Source organism: Streptomyces apricus (assembly GCF_008369065.1).
Classification (GTDB): Bacteria; Actinomycetota; Actinomycetes; order Streptomycetales; family Streptomycetaceae; genus Streptomyces; species Streptomyces apricus.
The window spans coordinates 173,239-193,212 of sequence record NZ_VDFC01000015.1; the positions used below are offsets into that span (position 1 = coordinate 173,239).

The following is a 19,974-nucleotide window of genomic DNA, read 5'->3' on the forward strand; positions in this document are numbered from 1 at the left end:
GAGGGATGGTACGGCAGAGGGCGGCGAGCCAGGCCGAATACCCCGTAATAGGTGGGGATGACCTTCGCGCGTCGGCCCCGGCCGGGGGCGCGGGCCTACGCCGTCCGGTGCTCGGCGCGGGCCCTGAGCACCCCCGGAGCCGTCGAGTCCGGCAGCGGGACGAGCGGCGGCCCGGGCAGCACCACCTGCACCTCGGCGTCCTCGCGGAACCGGTAGGGCCGGTGGTCCAGGACGGCCCCCAGGTACTTGCGTACGCGCGACATCTCGGCCCGTACGGTCACCGTGCGGGCCGGGTCGCCGAACAGGTCCCCGGCCAGGGCCGCGGCGCTGCGGCCGGAGCGGTGCACGGCCAGCAGGTACAGCAGTTCGGCGTGCCGGGGGCTCAGTTCGTGGGTCCAGGCGCCGGCCGCGTCCGCCACGCCCACCGACCAGTGGTGCGGCTGCGAGAGGTCCAGCTCGACCCGGGCGGGGCCGCGCGGCGCGCGGTGCCCCTGCGCGGGGCGCACCAGCCAGCCGCCGGGCAGCGGTTCCACCGAGCACGGGCCGAGGGGCGCCGTCCGGACCGGGCCGGCGCCGATCACCGCGGGCAGCGCGAGCCGGTCCAGGTGGGGCATGCCGGTGACCGCGGCGGTCCAGCCGTCCCGGTCGACGACGAGCGCGCGGCCGGTGATCCGGGCGAGGACGGGCGCGGCCACCGAACGCAGCCGCTCCAGCGAGGCCAGATGCCGCTCGCGCAGCCGCGCCTCGGCGAGCTTGGCCACCGAGTCGACCCACGCCAGCATCGCGGGGTGCGTGGTCTCCCAGGGGCCGCTGATGTCCACCACGCCGATCAGCCGGCCGTCCCGCGGATCGGTGATCGGCGCGCCCGTGCAGGTCCAGGTGGCGTGGGTGCGCACGAAGTGCTCGGCGGCGAAGACCTGGACGGGCCGGCGCGCGACGGCGGGGGTGCCGATGCCGTTCGTGCCGACGACCTCCTCGCTCCAGTCCGCGCCGATCCCGAAACCGAACCCGTCGGCCTTGCGCAGCACGGGCCGGCTGCCCTCGCGCCACAGCACCCGGCCCTCGGGGTCCGCCACGACCATGATGTGGTGGACGACGTCCGCGACCGACAGCAGCCCCTCGCGCAGCACCGGCAGGACGTGCCGCAGCGGCGACTCGCGCCGCCGCCGCTCGACCTCCTCGCGGTCCAGCAGCCCGGCCCGGAAGTCGTGGTCGGGGTCGACGCCGCTGCGCAGCATCCGCCCCCAGGACTCGCCGATGACCGGCCGCGGGCCGAGCGGTCCGGGGTGCCCGGACAGCGTGGCGTCGCGCACCTCGCCCAGCACGCGCGCCGCCCGCGCCGCGTCCACGGCGGTCAGCCGTGCCACGTCCGACGGGGAGAGCGCCACGGTGTCCTCCCGGGGGAGCCTGGACGGACAACTGCCGTCCTGGTCACGATGCATGGTCGGATGCGTGCTCACGGTGCCTGTTCGCAGTGCCTGTTCACGGTGCCGGGTGTCCGTCGCGCAGAGCGACAGTCCGGACACGCTGTGCGGATCCTGTGCAGGATAAGGGCATGGCGGGGAGGCGATGCAACCCTCCGCAACCCTGGTGCGCCCCCCGGTGCGGTACCGACACTGAGCCACGCACGGAGGCGGTGCCGTGTCGGCGCGGCACCGTCCCCGTGTCAGCCCCGTCGCGGCCGTCCCCGGTCAGGAGACCGGGCGGGCCCGCTCCACCACCGCGGCCAGGTCCAGGGTGTGCGGCAGCGTCCCGAACGACGCCCCCCGGTCCCCGCCCAGGCGGGACGCGCAGAACGCGTCGGCGACCTCCGGCGGCGCGAAGCGCACCAGCAGCGAACCCTGCAGCACCACGGCGATCCGTTCGACCAGCCGCCGGGCCCGCCCCTCCATGCCGTCCAGGTCGGCGAGTTCGGTCAGCAGGTCCTTGATCGCCCCGTCCAGCCGGTGGTCGGCGCCGCGCGCCAGACCGACCTCCTGGAGGTACGCGTTCAGCGCGGCCGGCTCGCGCTGCAGGGCCCGCAGCACGTCGAGGGCCTGGACGTTGCCTGCGCCCTCCCAGACGGAGTTGAGCGGCGACTCGCGCAGCAGCCGCGGCATGCCGGACTCCTCCACGTACCCGTTGCCGCCCAGGCACTCCAGGGCCTCCGCCACGACCGGGGTGCACCGCTTGGTCACCCAGTACTTGGCCGCCGGCACCGCCAGCCGCAGGAAGGCCCGCTCCTGCTCGCCGCCGTCGTCGTAGGCGGCGGCCAGGCGCAGCGCCAGCGTCGTCGCCGCCTCGGACTCAAGCGCCAGGTCCGCCAGCACGTTGCGCATCAGCGGCTTGTCGATCAGCCGGCCGCCGAACGCCTCGCGGTACTCGCAGTGGTGCACGGCCTGCGCGACGGCCTGCCGCATCAGCCCCGCCGAGCCGAGCACGCAGTCCAGGCGGGTCGCCGCGACCATCCCGATGATGGTGCGCACCCCGCGCCCCTCCTCGCCGACCCGGCGCGCCCAGGTCCCGTCGAACTCGACCTCGGCGGAGGCGTTCGACCGGTTGCCCAGCTTGTCCTTGAGGCGCTGGATGCGGAACACGTTGCGGGTGCCGTCCGCCAGCACGCGCGGCACCAGGAAGCAGGTCAGGCCGCCCTCGCCGGCGGCGCCCGCCTGCGCCAGCACCAGGAAGCCGTCCGACATGGGCGCCGAGCAGAACCACTTGTGGCCCGTCAGTTCGTACGTGCCGTCCTCGGCGAGCGGCCGCGCGAGCGTCGTGTTGGCCCGGACGTCGCTGCCGCCCTGCTTCTCCGTCATGCCCATCCCGAACAGCGCGCCCGCCTTCCGGGCGGCGGGGCGCAGGTCCTGGTCGTAGACCGTGGAGGTGAGCCGGGGCTCCCACTCGGCCGCCAGCGCCGGGTCGGCGCGCAGCGCGGGCACCGCCGCGTGCGTCATCGACAGCGGGCAGCCGTTGCCCGCCTCGACCTGGCTCCAGACCAGGAAGCCGGCCGCGCGCCGCACATGGCCGCCGGGGCGCGCCCAGGCGGCCGTCAGCCCGGCCGAGACGCCCTTGCCGAGCAGCCGGTGCCAGGACGGGTGGAACTCGACCTCGTCGACGCGCTCGCCGTAGCGGTCGTGGGTGAGCAGCTTGGGCGGGTTCTCGTTGGCCAGCGCGCCCCACTTCTGCACCTGGGCGGAGCCGGAGGTGCGCCCGAGGGCCGACAGTTCGGCGCGCGCGTCGTCGAGCAGCGCGGGATCGAGGTGCCGCTCGACGGCCTCCGCGAGGGCCCGGTCGGCGGCGAAGAGGTCGTACGCGACCAGCGGCGGAGCCTGGTTGGTCACGGTGTGGGTACTGGCTGCCATGACGCGAACCTACCCGTGGTGCGGCGATCGTCACCAACCTCCCGCCGCACCCCCGTGCCGCCGCGCCGGTACCGGCCCGGCCCGCCCGTCAGGCCGGGCGCGAGAGCGCGGCCAGGTCGCCGGAGCCGAGCGTCTCCTCGCCGGACTGGTCCACCGACCAGCCCGGGCTGTGGACGGTGTCCAGGTAGCGCTCGCCGAGGTCGGGGGCGATGGCCACCGAGGTCAGGTCGCGCCGCCCGTGCCGGTCCAGCCAGGTGGCCGCCCCGCTCACCACCGTGCCGGTGGACCCGCCGAAGAGGAACCCCCGGGCGGCCAGCCGGCGGCAGACGCGGACGGTGTCCGCCTCCTCCACGTGCACCACGTCGTCGACGTACGACTCGTCGAGCATGGGCGGACGCACGCCCATGCCGAGCCCGGGGATCAGCCGGGGGCGCGCGGGCCCGCCGAAGGTCACCGAGCCGACGCTGTCCACCGCGACGATCCGCACCCGGCGCCGCCACTGCCAGAACCAGCGCGCGCAGCCCATCAGGGTGCCGGTCGTGCCGGCGCCCACGAACAGCACGTCCAGGTCCGGGAAGCGGCGGGCGATGGCCGGCGCCGTGGTGCGGTAGTGCGCCCGCCAGTTGCTGTCGTTGGCGTACTGGTTGAGCCACACGTACCGGTCGTCCGAGGCGCACAGCGCCCGTACGTACGCGATCCGGGCGCCCAGGAAGCCGCCGTGCAGGGCCGGTTCGTCCACGACGTGGACCACGCTGCCCAGCGCCTCCATCATCCGCCGGGTGGCCGGATTGCAGCGCGCGTCGGTCACGCACCGGAACCCGTAGCCGCGGCTCGCGGCGATCACGCTCAGCGCCACGCCCAGGTTCCCTGACGACGACTCGACCAGGACGGAGCCCGGCCGCAGGGCGCCGCTGCGCTCGGCGGCGTCCACCATCTCGGTGGCCGCCTTCATCTTGATCGACCCGGCGAAGTTGAACCCCTCGCACTTCAGGAAGAGCGGCAGCTCCATCGCCGCTCGCAGGTCGACGTAGAGCTCGTTCTCGTTGAATTCCGAAGGATCGGAAATGACAGGCATGAGTCCCCCTCGTTCATGCGGCCCGTGTGCGGCGCCGTGCCCGCGTCCCGTGCGGCACGGCGCCCGCCGGTCAGCCGTGCCGGCGCAGTTCGTGGAAGAACCCGTCCACGACGTGCGGCGCGCCCCTGCGGACCACCTCGTCGTGGACGAACTTGCCGACCGCGAGGTCCAGGACCCCGAGGCCGAAGGGCGAGAAGACCACCGTCCGGTCGGCCGGTGCGCCCACCCGCCCGGACAGCACGTCGTCCAGCGTGCCGTCGATGAAGTCCCGGCCGCCGGTGAGGCGTTCGGCCAGGTGCGGCGAGGTCTCCGCCTTCAGGCAGTGCTCGACGTCGTCCACGAAGTTGGCCGAGGCGAGCAGGATCTCGGGCGCCAGGTCGCGCAGCGACACGTGCAGCACCAGCGGCGCGTGGTCGAACCAGCCGACGTCGTGGACGTGCGGCTCGCCCGCGACGGTCGCGAACACCAGCAGGTCGCTGGAGCGCACCAGCGACTCGGCGCTGTCGTGGACGGAGATCCGCCCCTTGGCCCCCGACCGCTCCAGGTACCCGCGGAAGCCGGCCGCGCTGTCCGCGGACAGGTCGTACACGCCGGTCTCCTCGAACGACCAGCCGGTGGCGGCGAGATGGGTGTGGATGTAGCGGGCGATCAGCCCCGTGCCGACGAACCCGACCCGCACCGGCCGGGCGCGGCCGCGGCTGAGCCGGTCGGCCGCCAGCGCCGCGGAGGACGCCGTCCGGGTGGCGCTGATGATCGAGCTCTCCAGGCAGGCGAACGGGTAGCCCGTGTCGTGGTCGTTGAGGATCAGCACCGCCGAGGCGCGCGGCAGCCCGGACGCCGTGTTCGCGGGGAAGCTGGAGACCCACTTGATGCCGTCCACCCGCACGTCCCCGCCGATCGACGCCGGCAGCGCGATGATCCGCGACGACGGGCGGTCCGGGAAGCGCAGGAAGTACGACGGCGGGTTCACCGAGTCGCCCGCCCCGTGCAGCCGGTACACCTGCTCGACGAGGTCCGCGATCTCGCGCTCCCGTCCCTCCAGGACCTGCTGGACCTCGGCGCCGGAGACGACGGTGAAGGGCGGAGCGGTGAGCGCCCCGGTCCCGGGGGCGGACGGTGCGGTCGTGTGCGCGGTGGTGTCCGTGCCGGTCATGCGGTCCTCGTCCCGGTCGTGTCGGTCAGGGGTGCGGGGGCGGCCGGCCGTACCGGGTCGGCCAGGGCGGCGAGCACCTCGCGCGGGCCCTCGAAGGGCTCCCTGCTGTGCGCGGTGCGGATGTTGTCGACCAGCAGCAGGTCGCCGGAGCGCCAGGGCTCGCGCACGGTGTGCGCCTCGTACACGGCGTTGATCTCCCGCACGACGTCCTCGCCGATCGGGTCGCCGTTGCCGTGGCGGGTGTTGAAGGGCAGGCCGTCGGGCCCGTAGACGTCCACCAGGTACTCCCGCACCTCGGGGTCCATCGTCCACTCGTTGAGGAAGGCGATCTGGTTGAACCAGCAGGGCTGTCCGGTGACCGGGTGGCGCACCACCGCGGACCGGCGCTGGCGGGTGTGCAGCGAGCCGTCGTCCTGCCAGGACGTCTCGATCGCGTGGGCCCGGCAGTAGCGCTCGACGGCGTCCCGGTCCTCGGTGCCGAAGGACTCGGCGAGGGTCGCCCCGATCTCGTCGTTGTAGGTGCGGGTGAGCAGCCAGCCCTCCCGCGCGAACCGCTCGGTGAGCGCGCCGGGCAGCGCGCCCAGCACGTCGACGGCGTCGGCGACCGCGGTGGCGCCGCCCCCGGCCGGTGCGTCGAGGCACGCGAACAGCATCAGGGCGGGGAACTCCAGCGCGTAGCTCAACTCGTGGTGCATGCACATCTGCTGGTTGGGCGGCCACTTCGACGAGGAGTACACGCCGTCCGCGTACGTGCGCCGGGGCGCGAAGGACTCCCGGTCGGGCATCAGGTCGTCGGCCAGCAGCCGGAAGACGTCCGCGGTGGTGTCCGGGTCGGCCAGGCCCAGCCCGCGCACCAGCACGCTGCCGTGTCCGGCGACCACGGCGCGCAGCGCGTCGCGGTGCTCGCCCGTCCAGGCCCGCGCGTCCCGCACCGCGTCGGTGCGCAGGACGGGCGGGCTGCCGGGGCGCAGGTCGAGGTCGGGCAGCTGCGTCCGGGACGTGGACGTCATCGGGTGGTTCCCTTCGGTCGTGCGCCGGTCCTCCGGCGCGCGGGTGTGCGGGTGCTCCCGCGGGTGGTCTTCGGTGCGTTCCGCGGCCGGGGTCCGGCCCCGGCGCCCTGTCCACTTCACGAGGCCTCCTGACGTGCGCCGTCGAGCAGTCGCGCCAGGTCCGCGAGGACCGGGTGGCGCGTGACGTCCTTGAGGGTGACCGCCCGGTCCAGGGCGACCGCGAGCTTCACCGCCGCGAGCGAGGTGCCGCCGCGGTCAAAGAAGTGGTCGAGGCGGCCGACCCGCTCCACCGGGACGCCCAGCACCCCGGCCCAGGCCGCCGCCAGGCGCCGCTCGCCCGGCGTGCCCGGCGCGTCCGCGACCGCGCCGTCCGCCGCCCCGCCCGCGTCGAGCTCCTGCGCGAGCGCGGTCAGCTTCTTGCGGTCGGTCTTGCCGTTGGCGGTCAGCGGCAGCCCCTCGCGCCGATGCACGGCGGACGGCACCATGTACGCGGGCAGCGAGGCGGCCAGCTGCTCCAGCACGGCCGCGGGCGCGACGCCGGGGCCGGTGCAGAACGCCACCAGCCGGGTGCCGCCCGCGACCACCACGGCACCGTCCCGGACCCCGGCCACCCGCAGCAGGGCGTTCTCGATCTCGCCGATCTCGATGCGGAAGCCGCGGATCTTCACCTGGCTGTCCCGCCGGCCCAGGAACTCCAGCTTCCCGTCGGGCAGCCACCGGCCGTGGTCCCCGCTGCGGTACAGCCGCTCGCCCGGCCGGTACGGGTCCGTGGTGAACGCCGCCTTCGTGCGCTCGGGGTCGTTGACGTACCCGCGGCCGACGCAGACGCCGGAGAAGACGATCTCGCCGGGCGCGCCGAGCGGTACGGGCGACAGGTGCTCGTCGACCACGTACACCCGCACGTTGGCGACCGGCCGGCCGAGCGGGACCCGGTCCTGGTCCGGGACCCGGGACATGACCTCGTGGTTGGTGTCGTCGCAGGTCTCGGTCAGCCCGTAGGCGTTGGCCAGCCGGATGCCGGGCTCCGCCGCGAACCAGCGCTGGACGAGCTCCTTCTTGACGGCCTCCCCGGTCACCGACACGCAGTGCAGGTCGGGCAGCGCGCGCGGGCGCTGCTCCAGCTCGGCCAGCACCGCCTCCAGGTACGACGGGACGACCTGGAGCACATTTACCCCGCCCGCCTCGACCGTGTCCACGAACCGGGGCACGTCCAGGATCACCTCCTGCGGGACCAGCAGGGTGCGGCCGCCGACCAGGAGCGCGGAGACCAGCTGCCACAGCGAGATGTCGAAGCACTGGGGCGCCGTCTGCGCGACGGTCCGCCCCTCGCCGACGCCCAGGTCCTCGATCTTGGCGAGGACGTGGTTGAGGAATCCGGCGTGCTCGCACATCGCGCCCTTGGGCTCACCCGTGGAGCCCGAGGTGAAGTAGATGTACGCGAGCCGGTCCGCGCCGACGGGCACGCCGAGGTCGCCGTCGGCGTGGCCCTCCGCGTAGGCGGTGTCCACGTGCAGGACGCGGGCGCCGGTGTCGGCCCGGTCGAGCGTGCGGGTGCTGCCGCGCTCGGTCAGCACGAGCCCGCACCGCGCGCGCCGCAGCGTGGCCTCGATGCGCCCGGCCGGGAAGTGCGGCTCGACGGGCAGGTAGACGCCGCCCGCCTTGAGGACGGCCAGCACGGCGGCCAGCCAGTCCGGGCCGCGCTCCATGACGACCGCGACGACCTCCTCGGGCCGCAGCCCGTGGGCGAGCAGCGCCCGCCCGATCCGGTTGGCCCGCGCGTTGAGCTCGCGGTACGTCCACTCCTCGTCGCCGCACACGGCGGCCACCCTGTCGGGGTGCGCCGCCACCCGCTCCTCGAAGAGCTCGTGGACGCGGCGGTCCGGCAGCTCGCGGTGCGGTCCGGCGAGACTGTTGAGCTGCAAGCGCAGTTCGTCGTCGCCGAGCAGACCCTGCCGGTCGTGCGCGGCCTCCGGGTCGGCGCCGAGCCGGGCGAGCGCGGTCAGGTGGTAGCCGGCGATCCGGGCGGCGGCACCGGCGTCCAGGACGTCGGTGCGGTAACGCAGCCGCAGCGTGCGGCCCTCGACGCGCACCAGCAGCGAGGTGTCCTCGGGGACGTCGCCGCCGAACGGGTCGAGCACGGTCTCGAAGGCGCCCGGTGCGCGGTCCGCCTCCCGCACGGCGGGCGTCCCGGCGGCCTCCCGCACCGCCGGGACCGCCTGGGCGAGCAGGTCGAGCCACGAACCGGGGCCGACGGTCAGCCGGCGGCGCACCGGAGCCGCGCCCTGCGCGGCGACGTAGCCGGTGACGACCTCGCGCTCACCGGACAGGGCCGCGAGGACCTTGGCGTGCGCGGCCAGGAGCGCGGACGGCTCCGTCACCAGGTGGTCGGGCAGCGGGACCTCGTACCGCGCCGTGCCCGGCACCGGGTGGGGCGCCCACCTCGGGATGGTGTCCATTTCTTCTTTCCCCCCTGTGTTCCGTAAGAGCTGTGGAGCTGTGGAGCTGTGGTGTTGTGGTGCCTGTCAGGCGCGCCGCGGTGCGACCGCCGGGTTCCCGCCCCAGTGCGCCCCCGGCGGCACCTCCTCGCCCTTCATCAGGAAGGAGTCGGCGGCGAGCACGGCGGCGTCCCCCATCGACGCGCCGTAGTGGACGAGCGCGCCGGTGCCGAGCGTGACGCCGGCCCCGATCACGATGTGGTCGGACTTGAAGGTGCCGTCCTCCTGCGAGTGCGACTGCACCTTGCTGTGCGCGCCGAGCGTGCAGTCGTCCCCGACGGCGGTGAGCGTGCGCTCGGTGATGTAGGCGCCGTCGTCGAAGACCCGTCGGCCGAGGCGGACCCCGAGGAGCCGCCAGACCAGGTTCTTGAACGGGGTGCCGTTGAACACGGCGATGTGCCGGTCGGGAAGCTTCCAGAGCCGTTCCTGGCGCCAGAAGAGCGGGTCGTAGATCGAGTGCAGCCGCGGCTCCAGCGGACGGAACCGCAGGATCAGCCGCTCCACCAGCACGTAGTAGCCGGTGGTGAAGACGAGACCGGCGACCAGGGACGCCCCGATCAGCAGGCCGCCGACGGCGTCGTGTTCCCCGTACAGGTCCAGGGCGGCGAATCCGAGGACCGTCAGCGCGAACCAGTCGAACCACCGGATGAACAGGAACAGGCCCATCGTGCGCAGGTTGTGGCGGTTCTTCGCGGCGAGCCGGCGGCGCAGCTCGTCGCCCTCCCGCAGGTGGTCGAAGCGCGTGTCGCGCTCCACGGTCCGCGGGATCTCGAAGGGCGGCGAGCCCAGCAGGCCGACCCCCTCGCGGACCTCCCCGTCCAGCGGCACCATGACCTTCGTGGCGAGCAGGACGTTCTCGCCCGTGCGTCCGCCCGCCGGGTAGGCGATGTGGTTGCCCAGGAAGCTGTTCGCGCCGATCGTCGCGCGCGAAACCTTGAACGACGTGCTGGAGAACTCGGCGTTCATGATCGACAGGCCGTCGGCGACCATCGTGCCGCGGCCGACGGAGGCCAGGAACGGCGTCTCGTGCGCCACCGCCGTACCGAAGTTGGAGCCGGTCTGCTCGACGTGCGAGAGGTCGTACCCCAGGGCGCGCAGGTAGTGGACGATGTAGGAGCTGTCCCCGCAGAGCCATTTGAAGAAGTTGGCGTTCGACAGCCGGGCGATCGACCGCTGCACCGAGTAGTGGAAGCCGTGCAGCGGATAGACCCGGTCCGGCTCCAGGAACCGGTCGAGCAGCCGCGGGACGACGGTCACGACGGCGAAGCCGACCACGACGAACCCCGCGAAGAGCGCGAGCGACAGGGCGAGCGCCTCGGCGTAGAACCGTCCCGACGTGAGGTGCAGCGTCTCCCGGTCCAGCAGCACGTCCAGCGACGGTGCCACCGTGAGCAGCATGTACGCGCCCCCGACGAGCAGCGGCATGGTGACCAGGAGCGTCTGGAGCACGGTGGCCAGGCCGTAGCCGAACCGGCGTGCGGTGCTGCCGTGCGCCGGGTCGACCCGGACGTACTCCGTGTCCGTGCGCCGGGCGGGCGAGCCGTGCCAGTGCTGCCCGGCCGGCACCGTGGCGCCGCCGTACAGGGAGGAGGCGTGCCCCAGCTGGGTCCCGTCCTCCATGGTGGTGCCGATGTCCAGGACGGTGTTCTCGCCCACGAACACGTCCCGGCCCAGCGTGACGGGGCCGGTGCGGATGCGCCCGGCGTGCGCCTGGTAGCAGAGGAAGTGCGCGTCCTTGCGGATCACCGTGTTCGCGCCGACGGTGAACAGGTCGGTGCAGACCGGGACCGTGTGGGAGAGGATCGTGACGCCGCGGCCGATCCTCGCGCCGAGGGCCCGCAGGTAGAGCACGTAGAGCGGGTTGCCGACGAACAGCACCATCGGGTTCGCGTGCAGCAGCACCTTGACGGTCCAGAAGCGGAAGTAGGCCATGCCCCAGACCGGGAACTCGGTCTCCTTCCACCGGCCGACCAGCACCCACTTGGCGACCACCGGCACCGTGCACAGGCCGACGAGGACACCGCCCCCGAAGAGGGCCGACCGCAGGTAGACGTCCACGAGGCCGTCGCCGGCCGAGACCCAGTCGTACCCCTGTGCGGTGACGAGCCCGGAGACCAGGCAGTACAGCGCGAACGTCAGGAACTGCAGCGCCCCGCACAGCACGTACCGTGCGCCGCTGCCCCGCGGGGGCGGCGCGGCCGGTGCCGGGGGCGGTGCGGGCGCCTCCACGGGGACGTCGGCGAGCGCCGCCGCCAGGCCGCGGATCGTAGGGTGCCCGTACACGTCGCGCATCGACACGGCCGGCAGGTCGGGGTGCTTCCTGACCCGGGCGCAGAAGTGCGCCATGACCAGGGAATTGGCGCCGAGGTCGTCGAAGAAGTGACTGTCGACGGGGACCTGCTCGACGCGTACGACACCGGCGAGCACCTCCGCGAGGACACGTTCGGTCCCGTTCACCGGGTCGCGGGTGGCCGACGGCGGCGCCGGGGCGACGGCCGTGACCTCACCGGGATTTCCCACCACTTGATCTCCTTGCTGGCGATTGCTGCTACTTGTGGACCATTCGGAGTGTTTGTTCCTCGGAGGGGTATACGAAGGATTCCCGCCCGCAGTTTCAATGCGCGCCGGAATTGGTGCCGAAAGGTTTTCGGGTGAACCGAGTGATTCCAGTGGGACTCCGGTGTGCCGGACGGTGGATGTGGTCCCCGCGGAATTCCTGTTCCGTGGGGAAGTCGTGTGCGCACGGGAGCGAATGCGCCCAGGGGAGAAGGAGGGCGGCACAGGACGGCCGGGCGGTATGGTGCGTGAGATGGTGAGGTGACGGGAGCGGCCGCGTGGAGGCGTGCGGAGCAGCACGGCGCGACCCGCACGGTTTCCCTGCGGGTCACGGGTGGCGCGGCTGTGCGGGGCCCGGTCCTGGCCCTGCGGAGTCCCCCCGTGTCGTGGTGCGACCGGGCCGTCCCCACGTGCCCGGTTGGAATGCAATCCGAATTGTTTCGGCGGGCCCATGAACGGGTCAAGGGCGTTTCGGCCTATGGCTCCTTATCGCCGTTGCGGACATTGATCGGCGGACCCCTGAATGATTCCGTCCGCACCCGCTGCCGGGGAACTCACCCGTGTGCAGTGCATATGTGATTGACTCTTCCACTTATGAAGCGTCAACTATCCGGCCACGGGGGCATGACAAAAAGCAGGTTCGATTTCCCTTGACGATTGCCGCGGAATTGCTGCCGCTTTTCCGCCGCGTGACGGAACCGGAGGGAGGCACGGCTCCGCAGGCCGGACGCCCGCCGCGCCGGAGCCCCGCCGCCGGGAAGGTGGCACCGGGGGATGAGTGGGACCTCGCACGGCGGATACCTTTAGGACGTGCAGCCAGCAAGTGAACCCCTCCAGAGGACGTCCGGTCGCCTCCACCGGGCGCGCGCCCTCTACCGGAACGTCTCCAAACGCAGGACCGCCTGGCTGCTGCTCAAGGACACCGTGAACTCGTGCATCGAGTACCGCATCCTCGGACTCGCGGCGGAGGCGGCGTTCTTCACCCTGCTGTCCGTGCCGCCGCTGCTGCTCAGCATGATCGGCCTGCTCGGCTACGTCGACGACTGGACCGGCGCCGACACCATCGCCAGCCTGGAGCGGAGCCTCCTGGAGGCCTCCCGCACGGTCCTGACCGACAAGGGCGTCACCCAGATCGCCCAGCCGCTCCTGCACGACGTGATGGAGGGCGGCCGCCCCGACGTCATCTCCCTGGGCTTCCTGTTCGCCCTGTGGTCCGGCTCGCGCGCGGTGAACGTCTTCATCGACACCATCACCGTCATGTACGGCCTCGACGGGGTGCGCGGCATCGTCCGGACCCGGCTGATGGCCTTCCTGCTCTTCCTCGTGGCCCTGCTGATCGGCTCGATCGCCCTGCCGCTGATGGTCGCGGGCCCGGACGCCGTGGTGAACGTCGTGCCGTGGTCGACGACCGTGGTCCAGGTGCTCTACTGGCCCGTCGTCATCGTCCTGTCCGTCGTCTTCCTGACCACGCTGTACCACGTGTCAGTACCGGTGCGCTCACCGTGGATCGAGGACGTCCCCGGCGCCCTCGTCGCCCTCACCATGTGGGTGCTGGGCAGCTTCCTGCTGCGCATCTACCTGACCAACACCGTCGAGGGCCCCACCATCTACGGCTCCCTCGCCGCGCCCGTCGCCGTCCTCCTGTGGATCGGCGTCTCCGCCTTCGCCGTGCTGGTGGGCGCCGCGGTCAACGCCGCCATCGACCGCGTCTGGCCGGCCGCCGCCACCGCCGCGGCCCGCGCCGTCAACGAGCGGCTGCGCGCCGAACAGGCCGCCGACCTGGTGGCCCGCGCGGCCGCGGCCCGGGCCGCGCAGCTCGACGACCCCGACGACCCGGACATGCCCTCGGAGTTCCCGGAACGCTGGTCCCGCTTCCTCCCCCCGGAGGACGTGACGTCCCGCCTACGAACCCACGCGAAGGCGACCCCCAAACAGGGAGACGAGGGGCCGCCTCCGCAGCGGTGACGTGACGGGGGGCGCCGTGAGGCCTCACGGCCCGGGGCGCGCCCTGTGTGGGCAGCGGCCCCGGCCGCCCTCAGACCTTCCAGACCCCGGCCGCCGCGTGCTCCCGCGCGAAGTCCGTGAAATCGCGGGGCGCGCGGCCCAGCACCTCCCGCACGACGTCCGTCGTCCGCGCGCCGCGCCCGTCGAGCAGCCCGTCGAAGACCTCCTCCATGAACGCGACCTCCTCGGCCGGCAGCCCGAACCCCGCCAGGATCGCGCCGTACTCCTTCGTCGGCACCGGCACGTACCGGATCTCCCGGCCCGCCGCCGCGCCCTCCCCGAAGGGGCGCTCCCGTCTGTCCGTGTGCACGTGCGGGCCGGTGGGGGCTTGTCGCGCAGTTCCCCGCGCCCCTTACGGGGCCCGGCCTGCTTTTAGGGGCGCGGGGAACTGCGCGCTCAGCCCTCACCGGCCCGCACCCGACGAACCGCTCACCGCCGGAGGCAACTCGCGCAGCGCCCCGTCCCACGTCGAGGGGTCGTACCAGTCGAAGCGCACCTCGCCACCGCGCGAGGCGGCCCGCACCCGCAGGCCCGCGGCGCCCGCCGCCTCCGCCACCTGACGCCCCGTCTTCCCCGTGGCGCCCGTCACCAACACCGTCCCGTACCGCGTGTTCTCCGTCATGCGCCCAGTCAACGGCCCCCGCCGGGAAGGGGACATCGCTGAACCCCTCGTTCCCATAAGAGCGCGTCTACGCTGGGCCCATGGACGCACTCGCAGGGCTCCTGGAGGGTCCACGCGCACGGGGCGCCTTCATGATCCGCGCCTGCTTCGAACCGCCCTGGTCGCTGCGGATCGAGGACCGCGCCCCCCTCACCGTGATGCTGATGATCCGCGGCGAGTCCTGGATCACGCCCGACACGGGGGACCCCGTGCGGCTGCGCGCCGGCGACCTCGCCATCGCCCGCGGCCCCGACCCGTACACCTGCGCCGACGACCCCGCGACCCCGCCCCTCGCGGTGATCCTGCCGGGCCAGGAGTGCGTGTACCCGGACGGGCGCCCGATGCGCGGCCACATGGACCTGGGCGTGCGCACCTGGGGACAGCGGCTCGACGGTTCCATGACGATGCTGATCGGTACGTACCCGGTGCGCGGCGAGGTGAGCGGACGGCTGCTCGACGCCCTGCCACCCCTCCTCACCCTGCCCTCGGACGTGTGGGAGTGCCCGCTGACGCCCATGTTCACCGAGGAGATCGTGCGCGACGGGCCCGGCCAGGAGGTCGTCCTGGACCGGCTGCTCGACCTGCTGGTCATCACCGCGCTGCGGACCTGGTTCGCCCGCCCGGAGGCCGCGCCGCCCGCCTGGTACGGGGCGCTCGCCGACCCCGTCGTCGGCCGGGTGCTGCGGCTCCTGCAGGACGACCCGGCGCACCCCTGGACGGTCGCCTCCCTCGCCGCGAAGGCCGATGTGTCGCGGGCCGCGCTCGCCCGCCGCTTCAGCGAACTGGTCGGCGAACCCCCGATGACGTACCTGACCGGCTGGCGCCTCGCCCTCGCCGCGGACCGGCTGTGCGACACCGGCGACACCCTGGAGGCGATCGCCCGCCGGGTCGGCTACGGCAGCGCCTTCGCCCTGTCCAGCGCCTTCAAACGGGTGTACGGGATCAGTCCGCAGGAGCACCGGACGCGGGCGGCGCGGTCCCCGGGAGGCGTAGCCTCCTGACCGTGGCCGAGCCGTACGCCGAGACGTCGCCGGCGGCGTACCGGGAACGGGCGTCGCGGCTCACCGGCGCGGTCGTGTGGACCCGCACCGCCCTGCCCGGCGACGCCTCCCCGGTACTGCCCGACGGGTGCATGGACCTGCTGTGGACCGAGGGCCGGCTGTTCGTCGCGGGCCCCGACACCCGCGCGTACGTGAGCGACGACCACTCCGGCCCCGGTCCCGGCTCCAGCCCCGGCTCCGGTCCCGCTCCCGGCCCGGTGCGGTACGCGGGGGTCCGGTTCCACCCCGGCACCGCGCCCTCCTACCTGGGCGTACCCGCCCACGAGCTGCGCGACCGGCGCGTGGACCTCGCCGACCTGTGGGGCGGGGCCGCGGCGCGGCGGCTGACGGAGCGGGTGGACGCGGCGGGGGACCCCGTCGCGGCGCTCGAAGCGGTGGCCGTGCGGCGGGCCGCCGACGCCGGGCCGCCCGACCCGCGCCTCATGGCCGTCGTCGCGGCCCTCGCGGCGGGACGCGCGGTCGCCCCGACGGCCGACGAGGTGGGCTGGAGCGCCCGGCAGCTGCACCGGCGGGCCCTGGACGCGTTCGGATACGGCCCCAAGACCCTGGCCCGGATCCTGCGCCTGCAACGGGCCCTGACACTGGCACGCTCGGGCCTCCCCGCGGCCGAGGTGGCCACGACGACGGGCTACGCGGACCAGGCCCACTTCGCAAGAGAGGTGAAGAACCTGACGGGAACCCCACTGGGCCCACTGCTCGACCGAGCCCCATAAGGGGCACGGGGAACGGCGCGAGCAACCGAAACGCTCCGCAGGTTCATACGGTGCCGATGACGCGCCCTGTAAGGGGCGCGGGGAACGGCGCGGGCAACCGAAACGCTCCCGCAGGTTCATACGGTGCCGATGACGCGCCCTGTAAGGGGCGCGGGGAACGGCGCGGGCAACCGAAACGCTCCCGCAGGTTCATACGGTGCCGATGACGCGCCCTGTAAGGGGCGCGGGGAACGGCGCGGGCAACCGAAACGCTCCCGCAGGTTCATACGGTGCCGATGACGCCCACCACACCCCCGGATCCCCGCTCCTCCTCCCCAACGCCTGGGACCACGCCTCGGCGGCGGCCCTGGCGGCGCGGGGCTTCGCCGCGGTCGGCACGACCAGCCTGGGCGTGGCCGCGGCCGCCGGCCTCCCCGACGGCCGCGCGGCGACGCGGGACGCCTCACTGGCGCTCGCCCGCTCGCTCGGCGGCGGCCCCTTCCACCTCTCGGTCGACGCCGAGAACGGCTTCAGTGACGACCCCGAGGAGGTCGCCGGGACGGCCCGCGCGCTCGCCGCGGCCGGCGTGGCCGGCATCAACCTGGAGGACGGCCGCGCGGACGGCACCCTGGCCCCCGTCGAGCTCCACGCGGCGAAGATCGCCGCGGTGAAGGCGGCCGTACCGGACCTGTTCGTCAACGCCCGCACGGACACCCACTGGCTCCGGGACGGCGGCGGTGGCGGCCACGGCGGCACCGGACCGCGCGAGACGATCCGCCGCCTCGACGCGTACCGGCAGGCGGGCGCGGACGGCGTGTTCGTCCCCGGCCTGAGCGACCCCTCCCGCATCACCGCCCTGCTGGCGGCCCTCGACGTCCCCCTCAACATCCTCTACGCCCCCACGGGCCCGCCGGTCCCGGCCCTCGCCGACCTCGGGGTCGGCCGCGTCAGCCTCGGCTCGCTCCTCTACCGGCGCGCCCTGGGCGCGGCCCTGGAGACGGCGGACCTGATCCGCGCGGGCCGGCCCCTGGAGGGGGCGACGCCCACGTACGACGACGTACAGGCGCTGACGACGTACAGGCGCTGACGTGAACGGAGGGGGACGGTCCGCCGGGAAGCATCCCGCATGTCGGGGCATCCTGGTAGCGTTGATGTTTTCGTGGGTAGAAGACTCTGTGGACTCCGACCGGTGAGGGACCCAGGAATCATGGACATCCCCGGTACGAAGCGACTGGCCGCGGCCGTCGTGATGCGCAAGGGCCTCGTCCTGCTGGTGCGCCGCAGTGAGACCGAGCGGTTCCTGCCCCGGGTGTGGGGCGTGCCCTGCGGGAAGCTGGAGCCCGGCGAGAGCGCCGAGGACGGCGTGCTGCGGGAGCTCAAGGAGGAGACCGGGCTGCTCGGCGAGGTCGTCCGCAAGGTCGGCGAGTCGTCCTTCGTGAGCGAGTACCGCGGTCAGGAGACCAAGAACTGGCAGGAGAACTTCCTGGTCAACCCGCTCTCCCGGCAGGTGACCCTCCCCCTGCCGGACCAGGCCCACTGTTGGCTGAGGCCGGACGAGCTGCACACCGTCGACATCGACGAGTACAACCTGGACATCGTGCGCCAGGCCCTGACGGACTCCCTCACGCACTTCTGACCCTCACGCGCTTCTGACCTTCAGCGCTTCTGCCCCTCGCGGCCTTCTGACCTTCACGCGCTTCTGAGCAGCTCCGCGAGCGCGTCGAGCTCGCTCAGGTAGTCCTCCGTCTCCAGCGCCACCTTCGGTACGGCCCCCGGGTGGGGCCCCGCCGCCGTGAACACGTCGGTGTGCCGACGCCGCCCGTTCCCCGTCTCCAGGAAGAGCGTCACGGTCGGCTCGGCCGTGTCGCACCACGCCCGGTGCAGGGTGTGCGCGGGCAGGGCGTAGGTGCTGCCGGCCGCGTACTCGGCGACCTGCGTCAGCCGCAGCCGGGCCGGCCCCGTCGGCTCCAGCAGCCAGTCCGCCGAGCCGTCCGCCAGGGACTCCCGGTACCGGTCCGCCGCGATCCCCCCGTCGTCCAGGGGCGCGTACAGCTCCATCGCCAGCCGTCCCCGTACGACGGAGGAGGCCAGCGGGGAGCGGTGGTTGTGGATGTCCTCCTTGCCGATCGCGCCCCGGCCCGGATGCCACAGGTGGGCGCGCAGCATGTGGCGGGGGCCGTCGTCGATGAGCAGCAGCTTGTCGAAGCCGAGGACGTGGCGGTACGAGAGCCGGGCGCAGCCGTGCGGATCGCCCTCGCCGGAGGCCAGTTCGGCGGTCAGCTCCAACAGCCGCTCGGGGGTGCCCAATTCGGCCACGACCGCGCGGGCCGCCGCCAGCTGTTCGTGCTCGGGCAGTTCGCCGTCCAGCGTATCGGCCAGCAACTGCCGTGCCGCCACGACCTGTCGGCCACCCATGCACGTACCTCCCGGTCCACCGGTTCAGCCATTCGGTTGCCGCGTCGACGGCTGGTACATCCATACGGCATGCGACCGCAGTGCGGAAAGACCTTGATAGGTCATCCACATGGGCCGGCGCAGCTCGCTGCTGTCGTCGCGCATCCACGTCCACACGCCGTCCGTCTGACCGGCCAGGACGGCGCTCGCCGCGCCGTTCAGCAGCTCGCGCCACTCCTCCTCGACGCCGTCCTCGCGGGCGAGGGCGCGGGCGCCGGGGGTGAGCAGGGCGCGGACGATCCAGGAGGCGGTGAAGTGCCGTACGTTCAGCACCTCGTGGCGGGTCGGGTCGTCGGTGCGCGGCCGGCGTACCTCCTCGCGGAGGTTGGACAGGTCCAGGCAGGTGTCGTGCGGGGCGTCCGGGCAGGCCAGCAGCCAGCGCACGCCGTCCTCGCGGGCCGCGCGGGCGTTGCCGCTCTCACCGCCCAGGACGCGGGCCACGCGGTCGAGCGCGACCACGGCCTGGGCCGTGTGCAGGGGCGACGGCGGGCCGTGCGGGGGCGCGAGCCGGTAGCCCCAGCAGCGGAGGTGCCGGCGCCGCGGGTCGGTGACCGCGCCCTCGACGAGGTGGTCGCGCAGGAGCGGCAGCGCCGCCGAGTCGGGCGCCGCGCGCAGCAGGCCGCGCAGCACGGTCGTCACGACGTGCGTCAACTCCCGCCCGGTGCGGTCGAGTTCCGTCGTGAACCGGGCCTCGCAGATCGCCACCTCCTCGGCGAGCCGCTCCCGGGACGCCCCGGCCCGGGCCAGGGCGCCCAGTACGTGCGCGGTGACCTCGGGGCGGGCCTCGGAGCCCTGCGACCGCGCCGACCAGCCGCCGTCCGGCAGGCGCAGCCGCCACAGCGTGTCCACCAGGTCCCCCGCGCCGACGCGCCCCTCGGGCATGCCGAGGTCGAGCATGATGTGCAGCCCGTACGCGGTGCCGACCGAGGTGGGCCGGCCGGGGCCGCTCTCCCCGAGGGAGTGCGGCCAGCCGGTGAGGCGTCCGCGTACGGGGTCGTCGACGACGCAGATGTTCTCGGCGAGGGCGCGGTAGGCGGCGGAGAAGAGGTCGGGCAGCGGCCCGGGGCCGTCCGGTCCGGTACCGCCCGGGACCGGCAACTGCCCGCTCCCCGTGGCCGAGTTGTGCTCGCTGCGCGCCCGCAGCAGCGCGGCGGAGAGCCACACGGCGACGGCCGTGCCGAGCCCGCCCACCAGGGCGACGGCGTAACGGGCGGACTGGCCGCCGAGGTTGTCCGGCAGGAGGCCGAACACCGACTGGAACACCGCGTAGCCCGCGGCCGCGGCACCGAACCCGCCCAGCCAGCGCACGAGGCGTGCCGGACGCGGTCCGTGCGGTACGTGCGGTTCGGGGTCGGGCCTGGACGGGCCGCGCCGTAATTGCGGTTGGGACATGGCCCGCTCCCTCCCCCCAGGGCGGCACGTGGCACCTGCGAAGCTTCCAGTCTAAGTGGTCCGCGGGACGTGTGGGGCGGTGG

The 19,974-nt window shown here is 73.7% G+C and carries 16 protein-coding genes; 5 read left to right on the forward strand and 11 right to left on the reverse strand.

Annotated features, from left to right (window positions below; all coding sequences use genetic code 11):
- Positions 1-95: 95 nt before the first annotated feature.
- The 7 genes from FGF04_RS05800 to FGF04_RS05830 all read right to left on the reverse strand — a co-directional run bounded on the left by FGF04_RS05800 (position 96) and on the right by FGF04_RS05830 (position 11,594).
- A complete protein-coding gene (locus FGF04_RS05800; RefSeq protein ID WP_235882213.1) occupies positions 96-1,388 on the reverse strand; it encodes a GAF domain-containing protein in 1,293 nt (430 codons plus the stop codon).
- A 303-nt stretch (positions 1,389-1,691) separates the two neighbouring features.
- Complete coding sequence (locus tag FGF04_RS05805; RefSeq protein WP_149510138.1) at positions 1,692-3,338, reverse strand: acyl-CoA dehydrogenase family protein; 1,647 nt, start codon at positions 3,336-3,338, stop codon at positions 1,692-1,694.
- A gap of 88 nt (positions 3,339-3,426) precedes the next feature.
- Entirely contained in the window at positions 3,427-4,413 is a 987-nt protein-coding gene (gene sbnA / locus FGF04_RS05810; RefSeq protein ID WP_149510139.1) for a 2,3-diaminopropionate biosynthesis protein SbnA, read from the reverse strand.
- 70 nt (positions 4,414-4,483) lie between these two features.
- The gene (gene sbnB, locus FGF04_RS05815) at positions 4,484-5,566 is read right to left on the reverse strand and encodes a 2,3-diaminopropionate biosynthesis protein SbnB (protein ID WP_149510140.1); all 1,083 of its coding nucleotides are present in this window, start codon (positions 5,564-5,566) and stop codon (positions 4,484-4,486) included.
- Positions 5,563-6,576, reverse strand: coding sequence for a TauD/TfdA family dioxygenase (locus tag FGF04_RS05820; RefSeq protein WP_149510141.1), 1,014 nt, complete (start codon positions 6,574-6,576; stop codon positions 5,563-5,565). The genes sbnB and FGF04_RS05820 overlap by 4 nt, the downstream gene beginning before the upstream one ends.
- Positions 6,577-6,692: 116 nt before the next feature.
- Positions 6,693-9,032: a non-ribosomal peptide synthetase gene (locus FGF04_RS05825; RefSeq protein ID WP_149510142.1), complete on the reverse strand. Its 2,340-nt coding sequence runs from the start codon at positions 9,030-9,032 to the stop codon at positions 6,693-6,695.
- Between the two features lie 66 nt (positions 9,033-9,098).
- A complete protein-coding gene (locus tag FGF04_RS05830) occupies positions 9,099-11,594 on the reverse strand; it encodes a Pls/PosA family non-ribosomal peptide synthetase (RefSeq protein ID WP_408055587.1) in 2,496 nt (831 codons plus the stop codon).
- Between the two features lie 843 nt (positions 11,595-12,437).
- On the opposite strand from FGF04_RS05830, the gene FGF04_RS05835 reads away from it, so the two are divergent.
- Positions 12,438-13,592, forward strand: a complete 1,155-nt coding sequence (locus FGF04_RS05835) for a YihY/virulence factor BrkB family protein (protein ID WP_149510144.1) — start codon at positions 12,438-12,440, stop codon at positions 13,590-13,592.
- A gap of 70 nt (positions 13,593-13,662) precedes the next feature.
- Here the strand turns inward: FGF04_RS05835 and FGF04_RS05840 are convergent, their stop codons facing one another.
- Both FGF04_RS05840 and FGF04_RS05845 read right to left on the reverse strand, forming a co-directional pair.
- Positions 13,663-13,941, reverse strand: coding sequence for a Rossmann-fold NAD(P)-binding domain-containing protein (locus FGF04_RS05840; RefSeq protein WP_188113976.1), 279 nt, complete (start codon positions 13,939-13,941; stop codon positions 13,663-13,665).
- Positions 13,942-14,034: 93 nt separating this feature from the next.
- Positions 14,035-14,253, reverse strand: coding sequence for a hypothetical protein (locus FGF04_RS05845; protein WP_408055588.1), 219 nt, complete (start codon positions 14,251-14,253; stop codon positions 14,035-14,037).
- Between the two features lie 80 nt (positions 14,254-14,333).
- Here FGF04_RS05845 and FGF04_RS05850 point away from each other — a divergent pair, with 80 nt between their 5' ends.
- The 4 genes from FGF04_RS05850 (at position 14,334) to FGF04_RS05865 (ending at position 17,681) form a co-directional block, all read left to right on the forward strand.
- Positions 14,334-15,293, forward strand: coding sequence for an AraC family transcriptional regulator (locus FGF04_RS05850; RefSeq protein ID WP_149510145.1), 960 nt, complete (start codon positions 14,334-14,336; stop codon positions 15,291-15,293).
- A gap of 2 nt (positions 15,294-15,295) precedes the next feature.
- On the forward strand, positions 15,296-16,066 hold the full coding sequence (locus tag FGF04_RS05855; RefSeq protein WP_149510146.1) for a helix-turn-helix transcriptional regulator: 771 nt from the start codon (positions 15,296-15,298) through the stop codon (positions 16,064-16,066).
- Between the two features lie 202 nt (positions 16,067-16,268).
- Complete coding sequence (locus tag FGF04_RS05860; RefSeq protein ID WP_149510147.1) at positions 16,269-17,132, forward strand: isocitrate lyase/PEP mutase family protein; 864 nt, start codon at positions 16,269-16,271, stop codon at positions 17,130-17,132.
- Between the two features lie 120 nt (positions 17,133-17,252).
- Entirely contained in the window at positions 17,253-17,681 is a 429-nt protein-coding gene (locus FGF04_RS05865) for an NUDIX hydrolase (RefSeq protein WP_149510224.1), read from the forward strand.
- Positions 17,682-17,734: 53 nt separating this feature from the next.
- Here FGF04_RS05865 and FGF04_RS05870 read toward each other — a convergent pair whose 3' ends face one another.
- Together FGF04_RS05870 and FGF04_RS05875 are read right to left on the reverse strand one after the other, a co-directional pair.
- Positions 17,735-18,460, reverse strand: coding sequence for a hypothetical protein (locus FGF04_RS05870; protein ID WP_149510148.1), 726 nt, complete (start codon positions 18,458-18,460; stop codon positions 17,735-17,737).
- Positions 18,461-18,484: 24 nt separating this feature from the next.
- A complete protein-coding gene (locus FGF04_RS05875; protein WP_149510149.1) occupies positions 18,485-19,891 on the reverse strand; it encodes a prenyltransferase/squalene oxidase repeat-containing protein in 1,407 nt (468 codons plus the stop codon).
- Positions 19,892-19,974: the final 83 nt, after the last annotated feature.